The sequence below is a fragment of the Actinomycetospora sp. CA-053990 genome, assembly GCF_050948445.1.
In the GTDB taxonomy this organism is placed as follows: domain Bacteria; phylum Actinomycetota; class Actinomycetes; order Mycobacteriales; family Pseudonocardiaceae; genus Actinomycetospora; species Actinomycetospora callitridis.
Map to the genome: position 1 here is coordinate 6,014,368 of NZ_CP192043.1, position 24,940 is coordinate 6,039,307.

Consider the following 24,940-nt stretch of genomic DNA (forward strand, 5'->3'; position numbering starts at 1 on the left):
CCCAGGGGTCACCCAGGGTGGCGATGCCGTCGGTCCCCGACCAGAACGAGCGACGGCCTCCCGCTGTTCGTCGCCGGATCGTGACGAACAGCGGGAGGCCGTTGAGCTGTACGGGCGAGGTCAGGCCGCGCGCGACACCAACAACGCGCCGGTGCCGCCGTCTCCCTGCTCGTCGAGGTCCACCGACACCGTGTCGCCCTCGCGCACCTCGCCGCCGAGCAGGGCCTTGGCGAGCTGGTCGCCGATGGCCGACTGCACGAGGCGGCGCAGCGGCCGCGCCCCGTAGACGGGGTCGAAGCCCTGGAGCGCGAGCCACTCGCGGGCGGCGTCGCTGACCTGCAGCGTCAGCCGCCGCGCGGCCAGCCGGGCGCCGAGGCGGTCGAGCTGGATGTCGACGATGTGGGTCAGCTCCTCGGTGGAGAGGGCGTGGAAGACCACCACGTCGTCGAGCCGGTTGAGGAACTCCGGCTTGAACGAGCGCTTCACGACCTCCATGACCTTCTCCTTGCGCCCGGCGTCGTCGAGCGAGGTGTCGACGAGCGCGGCGGAGCCGAGGTTCGAGGTCAGCACGAGGATCGTGTTGCGGAAGTCGACCGTGCGGCCCTGGCCGTCGGTGAGACGCCCGTCGTCGAGCACCTGCAGGAGCACGTCGAAGACGTCCGGGTGGGCCTTCTCGACCTCGTCGAGCAGTACCACCGAGTAGGGGCGCCGCCGGACGGCCTCGGTGAGCTGGCCGCCCTGGTCGTAGCCGACGTACCCGGGCGGCGCACCGACCAGGCGGGCGACGGAGTGCTTCTCCCCGTACTCGCTCATGTCGATGCGGATCATGGCCCGCTCGTCGTCGAACAGGAACGCGGCGAGCGCCTTGGCCAGCTCGGTCTTGCCGACGCCGGTGGGCCCGAGGAACAGGAACGACCCGGTGGGACGGTCCTCCTCCGCGATCCCGGCCCGCGCGCGGCGGACGGCGTCGGACACGGCGCGCACGGCCTCGGCCTGCCCGACCACGCGGCGGCCGAGCTCGTCCTCCATGCGCAGGAGCTTCGCGGTCTCGCCCTCGAGCAGGCGCCCGGCGGGGATGCCGGTCCACGCCGACACGACGTCCGCGACGTCGTCGGGGCCGACCTCCTCCTTGAGCATCACCGGGGCCGCCGAGCCGGCGTCGGCCGCGGCGAGCTCCTTCTCCAGGGCGGGGATGCGCCCGTAGCGCAGCTCCGCGGCCCGGCCCAGGTCGCCGTCGCGCTCGGCGCGCTCGGACTCCCCGCGCAGGGTCTCGAGCTGCTCCTTGAGCGCGCGCGTCGAGTCGATCGCGTCCTTCTCGCCCTGCCAGCGGGCGGTCAGCGCGTCGAGCTCCTCGCGGCGCTCGGCGAGCTCGGCCCGCAGGGCGGTGAGGCGCTCCGCGGACGCGGCGTCGGACTCCTTCGCCAGCGCCATCTCCTCGATCTCGAGGCGGCGCACGGCGCGCTCGACCTCGTCGATCTCCACGGGCCGCGAGTCGATCTCCATGCGCAGCCGCGAGCTGGCCTCGTCGACGAGGTCGATGGCCTTGTCGGGCAGGAAGCGCGCGGTGATGTAGCGGTCGGAGAGCGTGGCCGCGGCCACCAGTGCGGCGTCGGTGATCCGCACGCCGTGGTGGACCTCGTAGCGCTCCTTGAGCCCGCGCAGGATGCCGACGGTGTCGTCGACGGTCGGCTCGCCGACCAGGACCTGCTGGAAGCGGCGCTCGAGCGCCGGGTCGGACTCGATGTGCTTGCGGTACTCGTCGAGCGTCGTCGCGCCGACCATCCGCAGCTCGCCGCGCGCCAGCATCGGCTTGATCATGTTGCCGGCGTCCATGGCGGACTCGCCGGTCGCGCCGGCCCCGACGATCGTGTGCAGCTCGTCGATGAAGGTGATGACCTGGCCCGCGGAGTCGGTGATCTCCTGCAGGACGGCCTTGAGCCGCTCCTCGAACTCGCCGCGGTACTTCGCGCCGGCGACCATCGAGCCCATGTCCAGGGCGACGACCCGCTTGTTGCGCAGCGACTCGGGCACGTCACCGGCGATGATCCGCTGCGCCAGGCCCTCGACGATCGCCGTCTTGCCGACGCCGGGCTCGCCGATGAGCACCGGGTTGTTCTTGGTGCGCCGGGAGAGGACCTGGACGACGCGGCGGATCTCCGCGTCGCGGCCCACCACGGGGTCGAGGGCGCCGGACCGGGCGCGCTCGGTGAGGTCCTGGCCGTACTTCTCCAGGGCCTGGAAGGTGCCCTCGGGGTCGGCCGACGTGATCCGCCCCGACCCGCGCACCTTCGCGAACGCCTCCTGGAGCGCCTCGGGCGTCGCGCCGTGGCGGGTGAGCACCTCGCCGGTGCGCCCGCCGGCCGCGGCCAGCCCGACCAGCAGGTGCTCGGTCGAGACGTACTCGTCGCCCATGTCGGCGGCGAGGGTCTGGGCGTGCTGGAGCACGCGCGCGGTCTCCCGGTCGAACTGCGGCGCCGCGACGCTCGAGCCGCTCGCGCTCGGCAGGCCCGCGAGGACCTTGCCGACGTCGGCCCGCACCGCCGTCGGGTCCGCCCCGACCGCGCGCAGCAGCGGTTCGGTGAGGCCGTCGGTCTGGTCGAGGAGCGCGGCGGCCAGATGGGCCGGCGAGACCTGCGGGTGACCGTCGACGGTGGCCGCGCGCACGGCGGCCGACACCGCCTGCTGGGTGCGGGTGGTGGGGGTGAAGTCCATTGCGGGGGTCCTCCTGCGTGACGTACGGATCGGGCAGCCCACCAGCCGCCCAGTGAACTTGAGTCTACCTGGCTCAACTTCGCTGACGTGGGGTTTGTTCCCGGCGATTCCCCGGCGTTCGATCACCCACAGCGACGACAGTGAGAGGCCCCGATCCGGGACGTCGTTGCTGCTCAGCGTGGTCGGGAACGTGGTTCGACGCCGGTGGGGGGTCGGACGACGACACGATGATGGGGACCCTGCGTGACGGCCGCGAACGGGCTGTCATAGTGGTCCCGATACGCGGGGGCTCGGGTCCCGCGCCGGGGGGTCGGGGAGAGGTAGGGGGCATGTCCGCGGAGCCGCTGCCGGGAGACGGTCCGGCCGACCCTGCCCCGGCGTCCCGCCCCTCACCGACCGTCCGGCCCGGATCCCGGCGCCTCGCCCCGGTCCGGTCCGTCCCGCCGCCCGCGACGACGCCGATGGTGCGTCCGGGACGACACGCCGCGCCGGACCCGGTCGACGGCCCGGCGTCCAGCGCCGCGCCGGTCGCGCCGCCCGCCCCCGCACCCCGTCCCGCGCCCCCGACCCCCGAGGCCGACGCCGCGCGCCGGGTCCGCGAGGCGTGGGAGGCGGTCGGGCCGCAGGTCGACGAGCTCGCCGACTGGTTCGCCGCGCTGCTCTTCAGCCTCGACCCCGGGTCGCGGGCGCTGTTCCCCGCCCGGGTCACCGAGCCGGCGCGCCGGCTGCTGCGCTCGCTCGTGCTGGCGATGAGCACCGTCGACCGTCCCGCCGACCTCGCCGCGCTGCTCGAGCCGCTGGTGCGCGAGCACCGCGCGCTGGGCCTGCGCGCCGGGCAGTACGAGACGCTCGGCGTCGCCCTGATCGGCGCGATGCGTCGCTTCGGTGGCGCCACCTGGGACGACGCGGCGGAGCACGCCTGGGTACGGGCGTTCTCCCTGGCCGCGGGCCCGATGGAGGACGCGGCGCGGGCGGCCGGGAACGACGGGGCGCCCGCCCTCGCCGAGGCCACCGTCGTCGGCCACCGGCGCGTGGGCTGGGACCTCGCGGTGCTGCACGTCGCGCCCGACCGGCCCGTGCCGCACCGCGCCGGGCAGTCCCTGACCGTCGAGATCCCGCAGCGCCCGCGGATGTGGCGTGCGCTCAGCCCGGTGACCGCGCCCCGGCCGGACGGCCTGCTGGAGTTCCACGTCCGCGCCGTCGAGGGCGGCTGGGTGAGCCGGGCGATGGTCGCGCACACGGCGCCGGGCGACCGCTGGCGCCTCGGTCCGGCGTCCGGGCGGCTCGGGCTCGACCCGCGCAGCGATCGCGAGGTGCTCATGGTCGCCGGCGGCACCGGCGGCGCGCCCGTGCTGGCCCTGTGCGAGGACATGGCCCGGTGGGCGCGGCCCCGCCCGTGCACGGTGTTCCTGGGCGGGCGGGTGCCCGACGACCTCGTCGTGCTCGACCGCCTGCGGGCCCTCGCCGAGGTGCACCCCTGGCTCGCGGTCGCCCCCGTCTGCGAGGACGACCCGCTCAACGCCGAGACGCTGCCGGGGACGCTGCCGGACGCCGTGGTGCGCTCCGGCGACTGGTCGGGGCACGACGTGCTGCTCTCCGGCTCGCCGGGGATGATCCGCGCGACGGCCCAGGCGCTGCTCGTCGACGGCGTGCCGCTCGACCGGATCCACTACGACCCGTTCACCGACCAGTAGCGGCGTCGGGCGCCGACCGCCGGACCCGGCGGGGGAGGTCAGTCGTCCGACGATGACGACGACGAGCGGTCCGGCAGGTACGGCTGGATGGCGGCGGCGAGCTTGGCCGGCGTCATCGACTGCAGCCAGATGCGCCCGGGCCCGTGGACCTCGGCCATCAGCAGCGAGTCGCCGAAGAGCTTGTTCTTGACCCCGCCGATCGACGCGAACTCCACGCGGAGATCCGCCGGGAGGAGTGCGAGGTGGCCCGGGTGGACCCAGAGCGACTGGCCGGCCGGCAGGTCGTACTCGGTGATCTCTCCGGCCAGCTGGACCCACGCCGTGCCGTGCCCGGCGAGCTTCTGGAAGACCACGCCCGCCCCGCCGAAGAGACCCGCGCCGATCTTCTTCTGCAGCCCGACCGACACCTCGATCTCCGACGTGCTGGCCACGAACGATCCCGAGAGAACCATGACCGGCGCGGCGGGATCGACCGTGATCTCGCGGATCGAGCCCGGGAGCTGGGCCGCGAACGCCACGAACCCGCCGGACCGCGGCGGCGTGTACTCGGTGAGGAAGAGCTGGCCTCCGCCGAGGGCACGCTTGAGACCGCTCATGAACCCGCCGCGGCCGCCGGACCCGAACCGGGTCGAGGTCTCCAGCGAGAAGCCCGACGTCAACCACGCGACGTCCCCGCCCTCGGCCGTGAGTCGCTCGCCCGGGGCCAGGGTGATCTCGAGAACCGGCATGGTGGTGCCCGTGATCCGCGACTGCATGCGCCGACCATAGCGACGGGCGGGCATGCTGCATCGCGCTGCGCATCGCCGTCACTCGTGTCGGTGGCGAGGCCCTGGCTGCCAGACGACCACCGACTGGGTGCGCCGGGCCGGCAGCCGGTCGCCGCGTGACGGGGCCTGCTCCGCGGCGGTGCGCCAGCGGGCCAGCTCCTCGGTGACCTCGGCGAGGCGGTCGGTCAGCGCACCGACCTCGCGCTCGAGCTCGATGATCCGCTTGATACCGGCGAGGTTGACGCCGTCCTCCTGCGAGAGCCGCTGGACCTCGCGGAGCACGGCGATGTCGCGCACCGAGTAGCGCCGCCCGCCGCCGCTGGCGCGGCCCGGGCTCACGAGACCGATGCGGTCGTAGCTGCGCAGGGTCTGCGCGTGCATCCCGGCGATCTGCGCCGCGACGGAGATGACGAAGACGGGGGTGTCCTCGTCGGCCCACGTCGGGAGGGCGGGCATGGACGGGGCGCCGAGCGGGGCCGGCCACGGCCCGCGCTCGTCGGCTCCGCCCTTGCCCCCGCTCATGACGCGGTCTCCCTCCGGGCAGCGGCCTCGGCGCGCCGTGTGAGGTCGGCCCGCGGGTCGTGGTCCGACGTCGCCTGGACGTAGGCGTCGAGGGCCTCGCGTGCCTCCTTGCTCAGCCGGCTCGGCACCGCGAGCTCGACGGTGACCAGCAGGTCGCCGGTGCGCCCGTCCTTACGGTGCACCCCGCGCCCGCGGACCCGCAACGTCCGTCCGCTGCTGCTCCCCGCGGGGACCTTCAGCGAGACCTTGCCGTCCATGGTGGGCACGGTGATCGTCGTGCCGTCGACGAGCTCGGGGAACGTCACCGGCACGGTGAGCGTCAGGTCGTCGGCGTTGCGCTCCGAGCGCCCGAACAGGTCGTCGGAGTTGACGTGCACGACGACGAACAGGTCGCCGGGCGGGCCGCCGCGACTGCCGGGCTGCCCCTGGCCGGCGAGGCGGATGCGCTGGCCGTCGTCGACGCCCGGCGGGATCCGCACGGTGAGGGTGCGCGAGCGGGTGCTCACGCCGTCGCCGCCGCACTCGGGGCAGGGCTCGTCGACGATCGACCCGGTACCCGAGCAGTCGCGGCACGGCTCGCTGAAGGCGAACGCACCCTGGCTGCGCGAGACCACCCCGGCGCCGCCGCAGGTCAGACAGGTGCGGGGGCTGGTGCCGGGCTTGGCGCCGTTGCCGCCGCAGTTCGTGCAGCGCGTCGGCGAGGCCAGGCGCAGCGGCAGGGTGGTGCCGCCGACCGCCTCGGCGAAGTCGATGCGGACGTCGGTCTCGACGTCCGCGCCGCGCTGCTCGCGCGGACGGGTGCCGCCCATGCCGGGCGTCGGCCCGGTGGTGGTGCCGGCACCGCCGCCGAACAGCCCGCCCAGCAGGTCGCCGAGACCGCCCGCACCGGGCTGGCCCGCGCGGGCGCCCCGCCGCCGAAGAGGTCGCCGACGTCGAAGCCACCGGAGAACCCGGTGCCGCCGGCGCCCGCGCCGGCCCCGGCGCCGCGTCCGCCGCCGAACCCGCCGAAGCGCCCGCCCGAGAACATCGTGCGCGCCTCGTCGTACTGCTGGCGCTTCTCCGGGTCGGAGAGCACGCCGTACGCCTCGCCCGCCGCCTTGAAGCGGGCCTCGGCCTTCGCGTCGCCGGGCTTCGCGTCGGGGTGGTTCTCCCGCGCGATCTTGCGGTAGGCCTTCTTGACGTCGTCGGCGGAGGCGTCCTTGGCCACACCCAGCTCGCGGTAGTAGTCCTTCTCGACCCAGTCACGGGCGCTCATGTCGGAACTGCTCCTTCCGCGGGGCCGGGGGTGTGGTGATCAGGAGGTGCCGGCGTCCGCCGGCTCCGACGTGGTGTCGGTGGCGGGCGCGGTGCCGTCGGAGTCGGTGACCGCGACCATCGCCGCGCGCAGCACACGGTCGCCGAAGCGGTAGCCGCGGCGCATGACCGTGGTGACGGTCGGGCCCGAGACGTCCGGGGAGGTGTCGTGGGCGACGGCCTCGTGCACCGACGGGTCGAAGGTGTCGCCCTCGGCACCGAAGGGGGTCAGGCCCGCGCGCTGCAGCGTCTCGGTGAGACGGTCGGCGACGACCTTGAACGGGCCGGTCAGGTCGCCGTGGCTCGCGGCGCGCTCGACGTCGTCGAGCACCGTGAGCAGCTCGCCGGCCACGGACGCCTTCGCCGACGCCACGGTCGACTCGCGCTCGCGCTCGGTGCGCCGGCGGAAGTTGGTGAACTCGGCCGAGACGCGCTGGAGGTCGGCGGTGCGCTCGGCGAGCTCGCCGCGCACACGCTCGAGCTCCGGGTCGGCGCCCTCGGCGGTCCCGCCCGCAGTGGCGTCCGACGCGCTGGCGTCCGACGCGCTGGCGTCCGCGGCGGCCTGGGCCGCCCGCGCCTCACCGGCGAGCCCGTCGAGGGCTCCCGGGGCGGGCGTCGCGGCGTCGTCCGTCGCGCCGTCGCCCTGCGGCGTCCCGGCGGGCGCGTCCTGACCGGAGGTGGGCACCCCGCCGACACTGGAGTCGGTGGCGTCCTGCCCGACGACCGGATCCTGCACTGTGACCTCCTCGAGAGGGTCCCCGACGCCGCGGCGCCGGGGTGAGAACGATGGGGGGAGAACGTGCCGGAGCCGGCGGGGCCGCAGGAAGCCTGCGGCCCCGCCGGTCGGGTCACTCCTTCTTGTCGTCGTCGACGATCTCCGCGTCGACCACGTCGTCGGCCCCGTCGGCCGGACCCGCGTCGCCGGCAGCCCCGGCGGCACCTGCGGCGCCGCCCTCGGACTGCTGCTGGGCGTAGAGGGCCTGACCGAGCTGCTGGGACTCGGTGGCGACCTTCTCCGAGGCGGCCTTGATCGCCTCGGTGTCCTCACCCTCGAGGGCGGTCTTCAGCTCGCCGACGGCGGCCTGGACCTTCTCCTTGATGTCCGACGGCAGCTTGTCGTCGTTCTCGGAGATGAACTTCTCGGTCTGGTAGACCAGCGTCTCCGCCTGGTTGCGGGTCTCCGCGGCCTCGCGGCGCTGGCGGTCCTCGTCGGCGTGGGCCTCGGCGTCCTGGACCATCCGGTCGATCTCGTCCTTCGAGAGGGCCGAGCCGCCGGTGATGGTCATCTGCTGGGACTTGCCGGTGCCCTTGTCGACGGCCGAGACGTTGACGATGCCGTTGGCGTCGATGTCGAAGCTGACCTCGATCTGCGGCACGCCCTGCGGGGCGGGCGGCAGGTCGGTGAGCTCGAACATGCCGAGCTTCTTGTTGTAGGCCGCGATCTCACGCTCGCCCTGGAAGACCTGGATCTGCACCGACGGCTGGTTGTTCTCCGCCGTCGTGAAGACCTCGGACTTCTTGGTCGGGATCGTCGTGTTCTTCTCGATCAGCTTGGTCATGACGCCGCCCTTGGTCTCGATGCCGAGGGACAGCGGCGTGACGTCGAGGAGCAGGACGTCCTTCACGTCACCGCGCAGCACGCCGGCCTGCAGCGTGGCTCCGACGGCGACGACCTCGTCGGGGTTGACGCCCTTGTTGGGCTCCTTGCCGCCGGTGAGCTCCTTCACCAGGTCGTGCACCGCGGGCATGCGGGTCGAGCCGCCGACGAGCACCACGTGGCTGATCTGGCCCACGGAGATGCCCGCGTCCTTGACCACCTGGTTGAACGGCTTGCGGCAGCGCTCGAGCAGGTCCGAGGTGATCCGCTGGAACTCGGCGCGCGAGAGCGTCTCGTCCAGGAACAGCGGGTTCTTCTCGGCGTCGACCGTGATGTAGGGCAGGTTGATGCTGGCGCTGGACGAGCTGGAGAGCTCGATCTTCGCCTTCTCCGCGGCCTCGCGGAGACGCTGCATCGCCATCTTGTCCTTCGACAGGTCGATGCCCTGGGAGCTCTTGAAGCGGTCGACCAGCCAGGTCATGATCCGCTCGTCCCAGTCGTCGCCACCGAGGTGGTTCTCACCGTTGGTGGCCTTCACCTCGACGACGCCGTCGCCGATCTCGAGCAGGGACACGTCGAACGTGCCGCCACCCAGGTCGAACACCAGGATGGTCTGCTCGGTCTCGCCCTTCTCCAGGCCGTAGGCCAGAGCCGCCGCAGTGGGCTCGTTGACGATGCGCAGGACGTTGAGGCCCGCGATCTGGCCGGCCTCCTTGGTGGCCTGGCGCTGCGCGTCCTCGAAGTAGGCCGGGACGGTGATCACCGCGTCGGTGACCTCCTCGCCCAGGTAGGCCTCCGCGTCGCGCTTGAGCTTCTGCAGCGTGCGGGCGCTGATCTCCTGCGCCGTGTACTTCTTGTCGTCGATCTCGACGGCCCAGTCGGTGCCCATGTGCCGCTTGACCGACCGAATCGTCCGATCGATGTTGGTCACCGCCTGGTTCTTGGCCGACTGGCCCACCAGGACGTCGCCGTTCCGGGCGAACGCAACCACCGACGGGGTGGTGCGGCTTCCCTCGGAGTTCGCGATGACCGTCGGCTCGCCGCCCTCCAGGACGGCGACCACCGAGTTGGTCGTGCCGAGGTCGATGCCGACCGCTCGCGCCATGCTGACGTCTCCTCTCGAGACCGGGGATGTCATTGAGTGTTCTTCGCTCAAGTATGACCCGGATGCTGTGTCGCGCAAACCGAACCTGAGTCCGTCGCGCTCAAGTGTGTCATCCCGAGCAACGGAGCATCGCACGGACTTGTTCCCGCCACGCTCAACTTCGTCGAGAAGACCTCGTCAGGGCTGGTCAGGCCCGGTCCGAGCCGGTGCCCGGGCGGGTCGCGAGGGGCAGGAGCTCGCCCTCGTCCCACTTGACCTCGCGGGTGCCCAGCGGCACGCCGGTCTGCTGGGCCTCCATCATCTGCCCGTTGCCGAGGTACATCGCCACGTGGTGGATCGTGTCGGGATCCGACTGGTCGTAGGCCCAGAAGAGCAGATCACCCGGCTGGGCCTGCTCGACGGCCACGTGCGCGCCGGCGTTGTACTGGTCCCGGGAGACGCGCGGCAGCACGATCCCGGCTCGCTCGTAGGCCCGCAGCATCAGCCCGGAGCAGTCGTAGCTGCTCGGCCCGGTGGCGCCCCAGACGTAGGGCTTGCCGGTCTCGGCCGTGGCGAACTCGATCGCCGTGCGCGCCACCCCGGGCGGGAGCGCGGCCGCGGGACCCGGGCCCGCCTGGGCCGCGGGCACGCACTCCTGGATCGCACCGGTCACCCCCGCGAGGTCGGTGACCAGGCTGTTCGCCAGCGACTCCCACTTGGCGTAGGCGTTGGGGAACGCCGAGCGCTGCACGATCTGCGCCGCCCGCGTGACGGGCATCGTGTCCCAGCCGGGGACGGTGAGCAGGCGCTCGAGGAACGTCCGGGTCGCGTAGACGGGGTCGCGCACCTGCTCCGGCGACCCCCAGCCCTGGCTGGGCCGCTGCTGGAACACGCCGAGCGAGTCGTGGTCCACCGCGACGTCCATGCCGACGGTGCCCATCTGCGACTCCTGCATCGCCGTGGCCAACGCGACCACCCAGCCCCGCGGCGGGATCGCCATGCCCTTGGCGACGCCGATGATCGTGGCCGCCGTCTGGCGCTGCACCGCGTCGAGCTCCGCCGAGGTCTGCGGGACGTCCGCCGACGGCGGCGCGCCCGTCCCGGCCTCGCACGTCGTCGCCTCCTCGCCGTCCTCACCGCCGCCCACGAACTGCCCGACCACGAGCAGCCCCGCGGCCATCACGACGACGAGGAAGCCCGCGAGGGCCGCGACGGGCAGCAGCAGGCGCAGGAACCGCAGGCGGGGCGGGAGCCGGGGCGGGGTGATCACGCGTGCCGCCTAGGACGCCCGGTCGTAGCCGGACACACGCCAGTCCCCGGGCGCGACCTGCACCATCAGCAGCTCCAGGCGCACCGCGTCGGTGGGCACCTGCACGCGGACGGCCTCGGGGCGGACCTCGACGGCCTGCGGCGGGCCGGTGACGCGGGTTCCGGGCACGTTCGCGGGATCGACCTCGGTGAGGGTCGCGAGGTACTCGTCGGTGGTGAACGGGGCCAGGCCGGCGGTCCACTGCGCGGGCGTCGTGCCCGGCGGGTGCGTCGCCCACGCCCGCGTCCAGCGGTCCGCGACGGCCAGCGCCACGGGCGGGGCGTCGCTCAGCGGCAGGCTCCGGGGCGCAGCTCCGTGACCGGCGCCGACCCGCTGCCGGGCGGCGCACCGGGGGCGGTGGTCGACGCCGGCCCGAGGGCGCGGCCCGGGGTGCTCGGCCCGCTCACGGCCCCGCCGACGTAGGAGAACCCGATGACGACGGCCACCAGCACCGCGAGGACCGCGAACAGGCGCGCGGGCGAGTGCAGGGGCCATTCCCAGAGCGCCCGGTAGGCCGCCGTGCGACCGCGCCTAGTCCGGATCGGCACGCGCGCCTCCCTCGCCGGCGGAGGAGCGCGGGGTGCGCGCGGTCCGCGAGGAGCGAGTGCTGGAGCCCGACCCGACCGGCCGGCTCGGGCGGTAGACCCGGTACACCGGCGCGCCGTCGACGAGCTCGGCCTGCACCGGCCGCCGCGGGCCCCCGGCGTCGTTGCTGCGGGCGGCCACGCTGCGGTAGAGGCTGCGGTCGGCGTCGCCGACCGCGGCGCGGGCCGCCGGGGTCGCGTCCCGGTCGCCACGGGGCGCGCCGACCGACATCCCCGTGGACGTGCCGCCGGGCAGCGCCGCTGCGCGGCGCGGCGGGCCGCCAGCGCCGCCGCGGGGTCGGCGGCGTGCTCCTGGGTGTGGCCGACCCGCTCGCTGTCGACGCGCAACGGCCCCGGGGCCACGATGTCGGTGCCGGCCGCGGAGGTCGCGGGCTCGGTGCGCGCCCGGGTGCTCCCCTCGGGGCGCCAGCCGTCGCCACCGGTGCCGCTCGTCCCGCGCCGTTCGGTCCACCAGTCGTCCTGGCGCGACGTCGACCCCGGCAGGAAGCGCGACAGCGCGCCCGTCCCGGCGGGCGGGAGGAAGCCGCTCATCTGGTCGCGGGTCAGCGAGACCATCGCCGCGAGGCGGCGGAACGGGCGCGCGAGGGCCCACATCACCACCGTCACCACCCCGGTGACCAGCAGCGCGAGCCACGTGTTGACCCCCGCCCCGGGACGGAAGAGGGCGATGACCATCAGCGAGTGCAGCCCCGCCATCGCCCCGACGAGCAGGGTGTTGACCAGCGCCGCCCCGCCGACCCGCAGCGTCGCGGGCAGCACCTCGGGCTTGAGCAGCGCGAGCAGGGCGAGCGCCGGCGCGACCATCACGAGCAGCCTGATGATCAACATCGAGACGAGGATCAGCAGCTTGCTCATCAGCTGGAACAGCCCGATGCACACGGCCTGGATGAGCGCGAGCACGCCCGCGCCGGTGCGCGAGCCCTGCCGGCCCTGGAAGTAGCTGTAGCGGTCGCCCACGCGGTCGGCGACGGCCGTGTACTGCTGCTTCTTCGCGTCCGCCTGGGCCTGCCCGTCCTGGCCGTCGGCGACCTCCTGCTTGGTGAACGTCTGCGCCCGCAGCAGCTCGCGGCCCAAGTCCCGGGCCTGCGGCACGTCCGCGGAGCCGAACTGCCCGCGCAGCCAGTTGTTGTAGACGATCTGGTCGGTGAGCACCGTCGGGAGGGTGTTGGCGTCACCCACCCCGACCTGGCCCAGGAAGCCCCGCTGCATCGCGGTGACGCCGTCGAGCAGGACCCCGTCGAGCATGCTCGACCAGCGCACCGGGGCGGCGTAGGCCGCGGCGGCGATCGCGAGGGCGATCACCGCGATGCCGGCGCGCTGCGCCTGGCGCGAGAGGTCGCCGCGCATCGCGAGCACCAGCAGGATCGCCGCGAGCACGATCAGCGCGAGGCCGACCCACGTCGAGAACACCGCGCTGTACATCGCCTGCGTGCCGGCCTGCACGATCCCGTCGAGCGGGCTGAGCAGCCCCGAGCCCTGCTCGATGAGGTAGTGCGACCAGTTGACGCCGCCGACGACGAGCTTGGCGAGGTTGAAGAACTGGTTGCCCAGCCATGTGTCGGTGGCCGCCGCGGGGTCGCGGGCCGCGCCCGGGCCGCAGCCGAGGTCGTAGGTCCACCAGACCTGCCCGGCGTAGCCGACCTCGTTGTAGACGCTGCCGGGAGCGCCGACCCCGAGCGGCGCGGGGTCGAGCGAGCCGACGAGACCCGTGCCCGGGCGGTCGGGGTCCGGGGCGGCCTTGCAGTCCAGCGGGGCGGCCGACGCGGGCAGCCCGACGAGCACCAGGCCCGTGACCAGCGTGACGACGGTGACGAGCGCCCGGCGCCGGCCGCGGCTCGGACGAGCTTCCCTCTTCTCCCGGGCGCGCTGTGCGCGCTGGGACCGCCGCCACCCCACGACGAGGGCGGCGGCGAGGATCGCGACGACGAGGGTCACCCGGGTCCCCGGGCGCCCGGCGCCCACCCAGCCGCCGGGGTCGGGGGCGTCCCGCCGCCCGGGGCTGCGGTCGGCGGGCGTCGTCACCGTGGCGCCGTCCGCCAGCTCCCCGACCGCGTCCCCGGTGGCCGGACCCTCGTCCATGACCCAGGCGTCGGCCCAGTCGTCGTCGCCGGCGGGCCCGGTGGTCCCGGCGGCGTCACTGGTCTCCGCGGGCGGCCCGGGGAGGTCGTCGTCGAGGTCGGGCACCAGGTCGTCGAGCCCGGGCGGCAGGGACTCCGGGCCGTCGGGGCGCTCGTCCAGCACCGTGCCCTCGACGACCGTGCGCTCGACCATCGGATTGCGCGACGGCGTCACCGGGCTCACCCGGGCGGTGCCGGGCGGCGGGGTCGTCGGACGGCGGGGCGCGGCGGGTGGAGCGGGCGGGGCGGGGGCGGGCCGGCCGCGGGCACGACCGGCACGGGTCCGGTGCGCTCCGCCTCGGTCTCGGGCGGGACGGACGGCGCCGAGCCGGCCGGCGGTTCGGCCGGCGACTCGACGGGGCCCGACGGCAGCGGCCGGACCCGGCGGGCGTCGGGGTTGGTGTCGAGGGTCTCGCGCAGGTGCTCGAGGTGCGGGCCCTCGAGGTCGATCCGGATCTTCTCGACGCCGCCGTGCCCGTCGGCGAAGACGAACTGGCGCGGGGTGTCGTCCGGGCGGTCGTCGTGGCGGGGGCGCGGGGACAGCGTCCCGAGCATCTCCTCGTAGCCCACGTCGGTGGGCACCCGGAGCAGGCGCAGAGCCTCGGCCTGGGCCTCCTCGTCGTCCGTGCGGCCGACGAACACCGCGTTGACCAGCGACGCGAACCCGGGCACGCGCAGCAGGTCGCCCGCGAGCTGGGAGGCGAACAGCGCGCGGACGTTGAACTTGCGGGAGTCGCGGGCGAGGCGGTCGATGAGCACCTTGCCGGTGGGGATCTGGGACAGGAAGTGGGTCTCGTCGAGCGCCACGCCCTTCCGCAGGTTCCGGTCGGCCGTGTAGATCGTGCGCTGGGTCAGCCAGGACGCGAGGTTGAGCAGCTCGACGGCCAGTGACTCGCCGTCCGTCCACTCCTCGCGCGGGCTCCCGGGGCGCGGCAGCGCCATGCCCTGCATCGTCAGGACGGTGAGCCGGTAGTTCTCCTCGCCGACCCAGGGGTCGGCGCGCGGGTCGGCGTTCTCGTCGGGGAACAGCAGCGCGGCCTGGGGCAGCTCGCGGCGCTCCTCGAGGAAGTCGGCGACGACGTCGGCGTGCTCCTCCCCCTCGCGCGCGTGGCGGCGCAGCACGGCGATGACCTGGCCCGGGTCGCGGTCCGGGGCGCCGCCGACCTCGCGCACCGCGCGCAGCAGCACGATCCGGGTGTGGGGCATGCGCGCCACGTCGAAGGGCAGCAGGCCGGTGAGCACGTCGAGCACCAGGCGCCGGCGGGTCGCGGCGGCCAGCGAGCGCTCGCGGCGCCAGGCCTTGTCGGGGTCGTCCTCGTCGAGGAAGTGGTCGCGCCGGGGCTCGGCCACCACCCGGTAGGGGTTGAGGATGCCGGGGTCGGCGCCGAGCAGGTGGATGTGCCGCGAGAACGGCGCGAGCTCCGGGAGCTTGGTCAGCTCCGCGAGCGGGCCGGAGGGGTCGAGCACCGTCCATCGGGCTCCGGCGCGCAGCGTCTTGTAGACGAGTAGTCCGGTGAGGAACGACTTACCGGAGCCGAGACCACCCACCACCGCGGTGAGGCCCGAGGCCCGGCGCACCTCCTGCGCCATCCACGGGTCCCACGCCACCGGCCGGCGGGTGGCCGTGCAGGTCTCGCCGATCATGACCCCGCGGCGGTCGCCCACCGACGCCGATGCGGCCGGCACGCCCGCCGCCACCCAGGTCACCGATCCGCGGCGCCGGTAGGCCGTCGACGCCAGCGGCTCGCCGGGGATGAACTCGCGGGCGTAGGCGTACTGGGCCTCGGGGTGCTCCATGGCCACGCGCGGGCGGTAGAGGTCGAGCACCTGCTGGGCGCGGGTCAGCGCCTCGCTCTCGTCGCGCCCCGAGACCGCGACGCGCCACCACCCGTAGACCCGGGTGTTGAGCTGCGTGAGCCCGCCGGAGAGTTCGTCCTCGATCTGCAGCACCCGGTCGGCCTGGCGCGAGAGCGACATCGGCGGGTCCAGGTCGTGGTCGTGCGTGTAGTGCCGGATCTGGCTGCGCACCTTGCCCATCTGGCGCTGCAGCTCGCCGGCGACCTCCTCCGGCTTGCGCACGTAGATGCGGGCGGACCACTCGACGGGGAACGGCAGCCGGTCGCTGCGCTGCATCCAGGGGTCGTCGGCCTCGGGGATCCGCAGCCCGTCCATCAGGCCCACCGAGAGCACCGCGACGTGCCGCTGCACGGGCTGCGTGCCGAACCGTCCGAGGACCTGGACGGTCGGCGCGTACGGCTCCTGGTGCAGCGCGACGCCGTCGGTGAACGCCGCGAGGTCCTCGGTCTCCCAGTGGTCACCCGAGGTCGGGGTCACCGTGCGCGGCGCGGGCAGCCCGAGCGAGCACGAGCGGTGCATCAGCCACGCCATGTCCTCGGCGGTCGCCGGCACCGCGTCCAGCCCCGCCCGCGACACCAGCGCCTCGACGTGCGCGATCTCGGACTCCAGCGCGGCGAGCTCCGCGGTGGCCGCCGAGGGCACCAGCCGGCCCAGGAGCGGGGCGGCGCCCTCGAGCCAGCGGTCGACGACCGAGCGCCCGGAGACCTCGACGCCGACGAAGACCTCCTTGTCCGACATCGACAGGCCCATGAGGTGGCGCTGCTCGCCCTCGAGGAAGCCCTCCCAGGACAGGGCCCCGGCGACGTCGGGCAGGCGGCCGGGCGCGTTGTGGTCGAACGTCTCGGCCCACAGCGCCACCGGGTAGGGCCGCGACGTGACGCGGACGTGCAGCCAGCGGCCCTGCAGCTCGCCGAGCTGGGTCGCGATCTGGCGGATCAGCGTCTCGCGCTGCGTGTCACTGCGGAAGCTCCACGGCTGCGGGGCCAGTCGGTACCAGGCGGTGACGCTCGACGCGGTGCGCGCGAGGTTGCCGTCGATGGCGCGCAGGGCGATCGCGGAGCGGTAGCCCTGGGCCGGGGACTCGCCCAGCAGGGAGCGGCCGCGCCGGCCGGCACCCTGCGTCGTGCCGGTGGCAGGACGCAGGCCCGTGCTGCGGTGGCCGGACTCGAGCTGCCGGGGCTCGCCGTCGGCCGGGCCCCGGGCCTTACCGCGGCGCAGCACCGTTGTCCCCTCGGTCGCCCCCTCGCCCGCTCCCTCGCCCGCTCTCAGGGCGCCCCGCGCTGCCGCGCGTCCCCGGGCCGAACGGTGCGTCGGGTGCCGACGAGCCGGAGGGCTCGTTGGACATCGGCCAGCCCGGGCGGCGCCGCGGACGGGTGGGACGTCGCTGCGTGCGGTCGGGGTCGGTGTCGGCGGCCGTCGTCGTGCGGCGGTGCGCCGGCACGGCCTCGCGGCGGGCCCGGCCCGCGCCCGTCCAGGCCGCGACGGAGGCGTCGCCGGCACGCCGGTCGGCCGCGGGCGGCAGGGCGGGCGACTCCTTCGTCGCGCCGGTCCTCTTCGGGTCGGTCTTCTTCGGGTCGGTCTTCGTCGGCTCGGTCTTCGTCGGCTCGGCCTTCGTCGGCTCGGCCTTCGTCGGCTCGGCCTTCGTCGGCTCGGCCTTCGTCGGCTCGGCCTTCGTCGGCTCGGCCTTCGGGGCGGCCTTCGCCGGGGTGGCCTTCCCGGCCTCGGCCCCGATGTCCGCGGTGGACGGCGGACCGAACTCCGCACCCGAGGCGGCGGCGGTCCGGCCCGGGAACCGCGCCCGCGGGCGGCGCTCGTGCGCGGCGCGCGCCGCGCGGCGGTGGGACGGGACGGCGTCCTCGACGCCGGGCGTCAGGTGCTCGCCGGAGCGGGCGGACGCGGAGCGCCGCTGCTGCGGGACGGGCTCGGGAGCCGGGGTCTCATCCGCCGGGGAGGGGACAGCCGCCGGCTCCTCGGTCGCAGCGGGCCGGGCCGTGTGGGCCGCCCGGTCGCGGGGCGACTCGTCGTCCCGCGGCGGCGGGCCCCAGGAGTCGTCGGCCTCCGCGGCCTCCGGCGCGATCACGCGCTCCGACCGGTCGCTGCCGCGGGGCAGCGCGATCGCGGTGGGTGCTCCGGTGAGGCGGGGGCGGTCGCGGTGGACGGTGACGTGGCCGGTGGTCAGGGCCCCGCCGATCACGCGATCCCGGGCGCGCGGACCGCGCAGTTCGTGGACGAAGAGCGTCAGCCACTCCAGGAGCGGGCGCTCGTCGTTGATGCGCCGCGACACGAAGCGCGTCACGGCGACGGTGATGAGGAGCGCCCAGGCGACGGAGAAGAAGCCGAGGTCGATGCCGAGGCGCCGCTGGACGAACATCACGACGAGCATGACGAGCAGGCCCACGCCGTACGCGGAGTAGCGGGCACGCCAGGGGAACGTCGCCCTCGGGGGGCCGAGCCAGACGGCGTCGACGCGGTACACGTCGTCGTCGGTGCGGATGTGCACCCGCGTCACCCCGTGATGAGCTGGGCGAAGAACGCGCCCACGCGCGCCCCCGCACCCGGGGTGAGCGCGATGCCGAGCGCTATCAGGCCGATGATCAGGCCGATGGCACGACGGGCGACGCCGGCGTTGTCGCCGCGACCGCCGATCCACAACATGATGATCGCGATGCCCAGGAGGATCAACGGGACGATGTTGTCCTGGATCCAGCCCTGGAGCCCGCCGGTCCCCGGGGCCTGCGCGACCAGGTCGGCGCCGAGGAACGTGACGGTCATGGCGGTCCTCCTGCGGACGTGCTCATCGATGTGCCGGGGCCCGTTCTCGACCGGTTGAGTAAACACGGCAGGTGAGGTGTTTCAAAGCCTCGCTCGCCCCGACACGCGGCGCCCTGGAGAAGCGCCGGAACACCCGTCCCGCACTCCTTCCCCCACAGGCGTCGCTGCATCGTCCACCCTCCGCGACCGCATCCGGCGCGCGACACGCCCTGGTGGTCCGGATGAGCCCGGAGTGATGCTCAGCGCACGGACGGTCATCACGGTCCGACACGGACGGCTGGCGTTCACGTCTGCAAAGCATCGCCCGATGGTGTGGTCAGCACCCAGTTACCGCCGAGTAGCTTCGGTCACCCTTCGCGGCGCCGATCGCCCGACCGGCGGTTACAGTGCCGCCGACGCAGTCGTTGTTCTCACCGGGTCACCACCACGACCCGGCACTCGGGGAGGTCCCGTCGTGGTCGTCCGTTTGGTCCTGGGCCTCGCCCTGACCCTGGTCGTGGCCGTCGTGGCCGCGCGCAGGGCCTGGTGGCTCTACACCCTGATCTCCTCCGGCCAGCCCGACGCCAAGCGTGCCGAGGGTCTCGGCGGGCGGGTGCGCGCGCAGTTCGTCGAGGTGTTCGGGCAGCGGAAGCTGCTGCGCTGGTCGATCCCCGGCCTGGCCCACCTCTTCACGATGTGGGGCTTCATCATCCTGCTGACGGTCTACATCGAGGCCTACGGCGCGCTGTTCGTCGAGGACTTCCACATCCCGCTGATCGGGCGCTGGGCGGCCCTGGGCTTCCTGCAGGACTTCATCGCGATCATGGTGCTGATCTCGATCATCGCCTTCGGGATCATGCGCATCCAGCAGGCCCCGGAGCGCCGCGCGCGGACCTCCCGCTTCTACGGCTCCCACACCGGCGGCGCGTGGCTGATCCTCTTCCTGATCTTCTGCGTCGTCTGGACGCTGTTCGCCTTCCGCGGCGCCTCGTCGGCGGCCGGCAACCTGCCCTACGAGTCGGGCGCCTGGGCCTCGATCGCCACCGGCTACCTCTTCTCCGGGCTGTCGCCGACGACGCTGTTCGTGCTCGAGACCGTCTTCCTCATGCTCCACATCGGCGTGGCGCTGATCTTCCTCGTGGTGGTGCTCTACTCGAAGCACCTCCACATCTTCATCGCGCCGATCAACGTCTCGGCGAAGCGCATGCCCAAGGCGCTCGGGGCCCTGCAGCCCCTCGAGCACGAGGGCAAGCCGATCGACTTCGAGGATCCGCCCGAGGAGGCGTCCTTCGGTCGCGGCAAGATCGAGGACTTCACCTGGAAGGGCATGCTCGACTTCGCGACCTGCACCGAGTGCGGTCGCTGCCAGAGCCAGTGCCCGGCGTGGAACACCGGCAAGCCGCTCTCGCCCAAGCTGCTGATCATGGACCTGCGCGACCACATGTTCGCGAAGGCGCCGTACATGATCGGCGGCAAGGACATGCCCGACGAGGGCGCCGCCACCCAGGCCGGCGCGGACAACCCGGGCCACGAGGCCCACGGCGTCCCGGAGTCGGGCTACGAGCGCCACCGCGGCACCGACCTCCTGCAGGCCACCCGCCCGCTCGTCGGCGACGCCGAGTCTCTCGGCGTCATCGACCCGGACGTCCTCTGGTCCTGCACCACCTGCGGCGCGTGCGTCGAGCAGTGCCCGGTCGACATCGAGCACGTCGACCACATCGTCGACATGCGCCGCAACCAGGTCATGATCGAGTCGGAGTTCCCGGCCGAGCTGGGCGTCCTGTTCCGCAACCTGGAGAACAAGGGCAACCCCTGGGGCCAGAACAACTCCTCGCGCATGGACTGGGCCAAGGACCTGCCCTTCGACGTGCCCGAGTTCGACGGCGAGCTCGCCCCCGAGACCGAGTACCTGTTCTTCATCGGCTGCGCAGGCGCGTTCGACGACAACGCCAAGAAGACGGTGCGCGCGGTCGCCGAGCTGCTGCACATCGCGGACGTGGACTACGTCGTGCTCGGCAAGGAGGAGAGCTGCACCGGCGACCCGGCGCGGCGCTCGGGCAACGAGTTCCTCTTCCAGATGATGGCCATGCAGACCAAGGAGATGCTCGACGCCGTCTTCGAGGGCCGCGAGCCGGGCACGCGCAAGATCGTCACCACGTGCCCGCACTGCATGAACACCCTCGGGCGCGAGTACCCGCAGCTCGACGGCCACTACGAGGTCGTCCACCACACCCAGCTGCTCAACCAGCTGGTGCGCGAGAAGAAGCTCGTGCCGGTCGCCCCCGAGGCGTCGCCGGTGCCGGCCGCGAAGCTCGACATCTCGCCGGTGACGGGGCTGCAGTACCACGGGCCGCACTCCGACGGCACCGAGCGCGGGCTCATCCCGGCCAACGGCCACGCCACCGAGGGCCACGACGCCGACCAGGCCGCGCCCGCCCCGGTCGCCCTCGCCGAGAAGGAGTCGGCCAACGGGAACGGGAACGGACATGCCGGCTCGAACGGTGGGGCGCGCAAGACCGTGACCTACCACGACCCCTGCTACCTGGGCCGTCACAACGAGGTCTACACGCCGCCGCGCGAGCTCGTGGAGGCCGCGGGGGCCGAGCTCAAGGAGATGCCCCGCCACGCCGACCGGGCGCTGTGCTGCGGCGCCGGCGGTGCGCGCATGTGGATGGAGGAGCACATCGGCAAGCGCATCAACATGGAGCGCGTCGACGAGGCCATCGCCACCGAGACCGACACGATCGCCACCGGCTGCCCGTTCTGCCGCGTGATGCTCACCGACGGTCTCACCGAGCGCCAGAGCGAGGCCAAGGCCGTCGGCACCGAGGTCATGGACGTCTCGCAGATGCTCCTCGCGGCGGTCAAGCGCGGGCGACCCGAGGCGGTCGAGGAGACCGATCACGTCGGCGACTCCGACCCGGACACCGCGGCCACCTCGGCCAACGTGCGCAACCCCGAGAGCTGATCGGGTCCACCCCTCCGGACACCAACGACGCCCCCGCTGCTCACCGGGCAGCGGGGGCGTCGTTCGTTCGTGCGGGTCGGTCGCAGCGAACGCGCTGTTCGCTGCCTCTATGCGCGCAAACTCCGCGCTCGCGACGCCGCCTCCGCACCGACCGATAGGGTCCCCGCGTGCTGCTCTCCGACGGCGACATCCGCGCCGAGATCGCGGCCGGGCGGGTCGGGCTCGACCCGTTCGACGCGACGCTGCTGCAGCCCTCGAGCGTCGACCTGCGGCTCGACTCGCACTTCCGCACGTTCAACAACCACGCCTACACGCACATCGACCCGGCCCTCCAGCAGGACGACCTGACGCGCATGGTCGAGCCGGCGCCGGACGAGGCGTTCGTGCTGCACCCCGGCGAGTTCGTCCTCGGCTCGACCTACGAGGTCATCACGCTGCCGGACGACGTTGCAGGGCGGTTAGAAGGGAAATCGAGTCTAGGCCGTTTGGGCTTATTGACTCATTCCACCGCCGGATTCATCGACCCCGGCTTCTCCGGCCACGTGACGCTCGAGCTCTCGAACGTCGCGAACCTGCCGATCCGGCTGTGGCCGGGGATGAAGGTGGGGCAGCTCTGCCTGTTCCGGCTGTCCTCGCCCAGCGAGCACCCCTACGGCTCGCCGGTCTACGGCTCGCGCTACCAGGACCAGCGTGGACCGACGCCGTCGCGCTCGTACGTCAACTTCCGGCGCGGCCTGCCCCGCTGACGGGCGCCCTCAGCCGACGAGCTCAGCCGACGAGCTCGCCCGCGCGGTGCACGCGGTTGCGGCCCGAGTTCTTCGCCGAGTACAGCGCCCGGTCGGCCTCGCTGAGCAGGGCCTCGCCGTCGCCGGCGTGCTCGGGCAGTCCGGCGACGCCGAACGACGCCGTCACGAGCTGCTTGTCGCCGCGCCGGAAGTCGGCCTCGACCCGGGAGCGCAGGCGCTCGGCGAGCTGGGCCGCCTCCTCCGGGCCGCCCCGCGTCACGAGGATCGCGAACTCCTCGCCGCCGTAGCGGTACGCCGTCTCCCCGTCGCGCATGGCGGTGCGGATGGTGCTCGCGACCTCCTGGAGCACGACGTCACCCTGCTGGTGGCCGTAGCGGTCGTTGAGCTCCTTGAAGTGGTCGAGGTCGAGCATGATCACCGACATCGGCGAGCCGTGCCGCTTGGCGTTGGCGACGGCGGAGTCCAGGTCCGCGCCGAGGCGACGGCGGTTGGCGAGCTGGGTCAACGGGTCGAACTGCGAGAGCCGCTCGGTGGCGGCGTGCAGGCGGCTGGCCTCGATCGCCGAGCCGGACAGCGTCGCGAGCATCTCGACCGCCGACAGGCGCTGGCCGTCGACCTCGCCCTCGGGCGAGTCGTAGCACTCGAGAATCCCTATCACCCGCGCACCGACGACCAGCGGCACCGCGACGGCGGCGTCCTCGCCGGTGTCGGGGTCGCCGCGCGAGATCTGCCCGTAGCGCGCCGACCGTCCCACGACGCCGACCCCGAGGTGGCAGTGCTCCTCGAGGGGCGCCACCGCGCCCCGGTCGGAGTCGTAGGCGAGCTCGAGGCCGCTGCCGTCCTCCTCGAGGAGCCAGAGCAGCACCCGGCCGTCGGTGACCGCGACCGCCGCCTGCACGGTGGAGTCGATGACGTAGCGGGTGTTGAGACTGCCCGCGATCTCGCGGGTCATGATCAGGATCGTGCGCAGCCGGTCGGTCTGGGCCTGCAGGCGCTCGGCCTGGGCCGCCGCCTCCTCGCGCTGCCGGCGCAGGGCGACGGTCATGTCGGCGAGCCCGTCGCGCAGCGCCACGAGCTCCGCGGACCCCTGCACGGGCTCCGGTGGGGCCAGGCGTCCCTCGCTGATCCCGCGGACCGACGCGAGCAGGCCGTCGACCGGGACGACGACGTGGCGCTGCAGCCGGTACCGCCCGCGCAGGGCGACGACGAGCGTCGCGATGCCGATGAGCGCCAGCAGCACCCCGATGACGAACTGGTTCGCCACCGCGCTGCGGTCGGCCGCATCGATCGCCGCGAGGGTGTCGACGCGGGTGCCGTCCTTGCGGGCGCGGTAGTCGTCGAAGAGCGCCGTGCCCTGCTTGAGGAACGCCTCGGCGCCGCCGGGCGGCGGCAGCTGGCGGGCCTGGTCGGCCCACTCGGTGCGCCAGCGCTGCTGCGCGAGCAGGAGGGCGAGCACGTCCTGGCGGAGCTGGGGCTCCTCGAGGAGGTTGACCATCTGCGTGTCGGCGGCCGCGAGCGCGGGAGCCGCACCGGTGGCGGAGTCGGTGAAGAACTGGTCGCCGGTCGCGAGGTAGCCGCGCAGCGAAGCATCCATGTCGAGCATCGCCTGGTGGGAGTCCTCGAGCGCGAGGAGTCCGCTCTGCAGCCGGGCGTCGGTCGGCCCCGTCACCGCCACGGACCACGCGAGCCGGAAGACCACCAGCAGCACGATGAGGAGCGCAGCGATCGACACCGTGAGGCCCAACCGTTGGACCTCATGGATCAATCTGGGTGCTCGCCTCACCGACCCCCGCCTTCCTGGTGCGCCGCCTGTACACCAGGTCCATCAGGCTTGCGGGGCATGACGTTAGCCGCGAGGGGGTACGGGCTCTACTTTTTGTGCGCACTTCATCACTGAGTGATGACCGAAGGCCCTGTGCTCGCTCTGGGTGACCTTCGTCAGGCGGACAGCGTGCGGTCCGTCGGTAGCCGGACGATCCGCGGGGCGTCCGTGGCCGCCAGTCGCTCGCGCACGAGCCGCTGGGCGGCGGCCACCGAGCGGACGTCGGCCGGCTCGATCTCCGCGGCGTGCTGCGTCGCCACGAGCGCGGCGATCGCCGCCTGGTTGGCGGTCTCCACGGCCGTCCCCCCATCGACCGGCAGGGCCACCACGGGGACCGAGCGCCACACCGCCACCTGGGCGGCGACGAGCGCGGTGGGCGACCCGCCGCGCACGATGACGGCGCCGGGACGGTCGTCGGCCACGAGGGCGTCGATCCGCGGGAGGAGGACGGCGGCCTCGGCGGCCGGGCCGGCCTCGGCGTCGTCGACGATCAGCACCCGGCCTGCGAGGGCACCGAGGTCGTCGAGGGCCTCGTCGACGGCCATCGGGTCGCGACCGGTGGCGACGAGCACCGGGAGGACCTCCGGATCGCGGGCGCCGAGCGCCGCGAGGACGTCCGCGTCCTCCACCGAGGCGACGAGGACGAGGAGCTCGGGCAGAAGGCCGTCCTGCTGCTCACAGGCAGTCATCTCGACCTCCTCCGCCGGAGTCCGGTGTCGCGTGTCGCTGACCAGCCAACACGAGACGTGGCCCCAGCTGCAGGGCCTCGTCATGGATCTACCCCGACGACGCAACGGCCCGTGACGCAGTGTGCGACTTGGTCGCGTCCAATCCGTGATCCCACCGTGATCGGGCGGCGAACGACACCGATGTAGTCACGCAGGGGGTCCGAGCAACGGGCCCTCCACCGGGCCCCGCAGACGCCGTGTACGCTCTTGAACCACGCGCGAGTGTAGTTCAATGGTAGAACATCAGCTTCCCAAGCTGAATACGCGGGTTCGATTCCCGTCACTCGCTCCAGACCGCTTTCCGCAGGTCACAGGCCCACCGCCCGATCACTCGGGGGTGGGCCGTTCTCGTTCCCGGGCATCGGCGG

16 protein-coding genes, 1 tRNA gene and 1 pseudogene are annotated in these 24,940 nt (G+C 73.6%); 4 read left to right on the forward strand and 14 right to left on the reverse strand.

Going from position 1 to position 24,940, the window contains the following annotated elements:
• Window positions 1–120 precede the first annotated feature (120 nt).
• Complete coding sequence (gene clpB, locus ACQPYN_RS30625) at window positions 121–2,712, reverse strand: ATP-dependent chaperone ClpB (protein ID WP_433030951.1); 2,592 nt, start codon at window positions 2,710–2,712, stop codon at window positions 121–123.
• A gap of 329 nt (window positions 2,713–3,041) precedes the next feature.
• On the opposite strand from clpB, the gene ACQPYN_RS30630 reads away from it, so the two are divergent.
• Window positions 3,042–4,406, forward strand: coding sequence for an FAD-binding oxidoreductase (locus ACQPYN_RS30630; RefSeq protein ID WP_433030954.1), 1,365 nt, complete (start codon window positions 3,042–3,044; stop codon window positions 4,404–4,406).
• Window positions 4,407–4,444: 38 nt separating this feature from the next.
• Here ACQPYN_RS30630 and ACQPYN_RS30635 read toward each other — a convergent pair whose 3' ends face one another.
• The 11 genes and pseudogenes from ACQPYN_RS30635 to ACQPYN_RS30685 all read right to left on the reverse strand — a co-directional run bounded on the left by ACQPYN_RS30635 (window position 4,445) and on the right by ACQPYN_RS30685 (window position 18,329).
• Window positions 4,445–5,161 (reverse strand): AIM24 family protein, encoded by a 717-nt coding sequence (locus ACQPYN_RS30635; RefSeq protein WP_433030957.1) that lies wholly within the window; start codon window positions 5,159–5,161, stop codon window positions 4,445–4,447.
• Window positions 5,162–5,212: 51 nt separating this feature from the next.
• Window positions 5,213–5,629, reverse strand: coding sequence for a heat shock protein transcriptional repressor HspR (locus ACQPYN_RS30640; protein ID WP_274189042.1), 417 nt, complete (start codon window positions 5,627–5,629; stop codon window positions 5,213–5,215).
• Window positions 5,630–5,691: 62 nt separating this feature from the next.
• A pseudogene (locus ACQPYN_RS30645) lies at window positions 5,692–6,950 on the reverse strand (DnaJ C-terminal domain-containing protein).
• Between the two features lie 39 nt (window positions 6,951–6,989).
• Window positions 6,990–7,724 (reverse strand): nucleotide exchange factor GrpE, encoded by a 735-nt coding sequence (gene grpE, locus ACQPYN_RS30650; protein WP_433030959.1) that lies wholly within the window; start codon window positions 7,722–7,724, stop codon window positions 6,990–6,992.
• Between the two features lie 112 nt (window positions 7,725–7,836).
• Window positions 7,837–9,690, reverse strand: a complete 1,854-nt coding sequence (gene dnaK, locus ACQPYN_RS30655; RefSeq protein WP_433030962.1) for a molecular chaperone DnaK — start codon at window positions 9,688–9,690, stop codon at window positions 7,837–7,839.
• Between the two features lie 187 nt (window positions 9,691–9,877).
• Window positions 9,878–10,849, reverse strand: coding sequence for a C40 family peptidase (locus ACQPYN_RS30660; protein ID WP_433039143.1), 972 nt, complete (start codon window positions 10,847–10,849; stop codon window positions 9,878–9,880).
• Window positions 10,850–10,948: 99 nt separating this feature from the next.
• Window positions 10,949–11,251 (reverse strand): hypothetical protein, encoded by a 303-nt coding sequence (locus tag ACQPYN_RS30665; RefSeq protein ID WP_433030965.1) that lies wholly within the window; start codon window positions 11,249–11,251, stop codon window positions 10,949–10,951.
• A gap of 14 nt (window positions 11,252–11,265) precedes the next feature.
• Complete coding sequence (locus ACQPYN_RS30670; RefSeq protein ID WP_433030967.1) at window positions 11,266–13,854, reverse strand: hypothetical protein; 2,589 nt, start codon at window positions 13,852–13,854, stop codon at window positions 11,266–11,268.
• Window positions 13,855–13,880: 26 nt separating this feature from the next.
• Complete coding sequence (locus ACQPYN_RS30675; protein ID WP_433030970.1) at window positions 13,881–16,778, reverse strand: ATP-binding protein; 2,898 nt, start codon at window positions 16,776–16,778, stop codon at window positions 13,881–13,883.
• The gene (locus ACQPYN_RS30680; RefSeq protein WP_433030973.1) at window positions 16,762–18,057 is read right to left on the reverse strand and encodes a hypothetical protein; all 1,296 of its coding nucleotides are present in this window, start codon (window positions 18,055–18,057) and stop codon (window positions 16,762–16,764) included. The genes ACQPYN_RS30675 and ACQPYN_RS30680 overlap by 17 nt, the downstream gene beginning before the upstream one ends.
• 5 nt (window positions 18,058–18,062) lie before the next feature.
• Complete coding sequence (locus tag ACQPYN_RS30685) at window positions 18,063–18,329, reverse strand: hypothetical protein (RefSeq protein WP_274188821.1); 267 nt, start codon at window positions 18,327–18,329, stop codon at window positions 18,063–18,065.
• 454 nt (window positions 18,330–18,783) lie between these two features.
• Between ACQPYN_RS30685 and ACQPYN_RS30690 the strand changes: the two genes are divergently transcribed.
• Together ACQPYN_RS30690 and dcd are read left to right on the forward strand one after the other, a co-directional pair.
• Complete coding sequence (locus ACQPYN_RS30690; protein ID WP_433030977.1) at window positions 18,784–21,276, forward strand: heterodisulfide reductase-related iron-sulfur binding cluster; 2,493 nt, start codon at window positions 18,784–18,786, stop codon at window positions 21,274–21,276.
• 167 nt (window positions 21,277–21,443) lie between these two features.
• Complete coding sequence (gene dcd, locus ACQPYN_RS30695) at window positions 21,444–22,022, forward strand: dCTP deaminase (RefSeq protein ID WP_274188823.1); 579 nt, start codon at window positions 21,444–21,446, stop codon at window positions 22,020–22,022.
• A gap of 22 nt (window positions 22,023–22,044) precedes the next feature.
• Here the strand turns inward: dcd and ACQPYN_RS30700 are convergent, their stop codons facing one another.
• Both ACQPYN_RS30700 and ACQPYN_RS30705 read right to left on the reverse strand, forming a co-directional pair.
• Window positions 22,045–23,766: a diguanylate cyclase domain-containing protein gene (locus ACQPYN_RS30700; protein ID WP_433030982.1), complete on the reverse strand. Its 1,722-nt coding sequence runs from the start codon at window positions 23,764–23,766 to the stop codon at window positions 22,045–22,047.
• A gap of 194 nt (window positions 23,767–23,960) precedes the next feature.
• A complete protein-coding gene (locus tag ACQPYN_RS30705; protein ID WP_433030985.1) occupies window positions 23,961–24,533 on the reverse strand; it encodes a hypothetical protein in 573 nt (190 codons plus the stop codon).
• 257 nt (window positions 24,534–24,790) lie between these two features.
• Here ACQPYN_RS30705 and ACQPYN_RS30710 point away from each other — a divergent pair.
• Window positions 24,791–24,864: transfer RNA gene (locus ACQPYN_RS30710), tRNA-Gly, on the forward strand.
• Window positions 24,865–24,940: the final 76 nt, after the last annotated feature.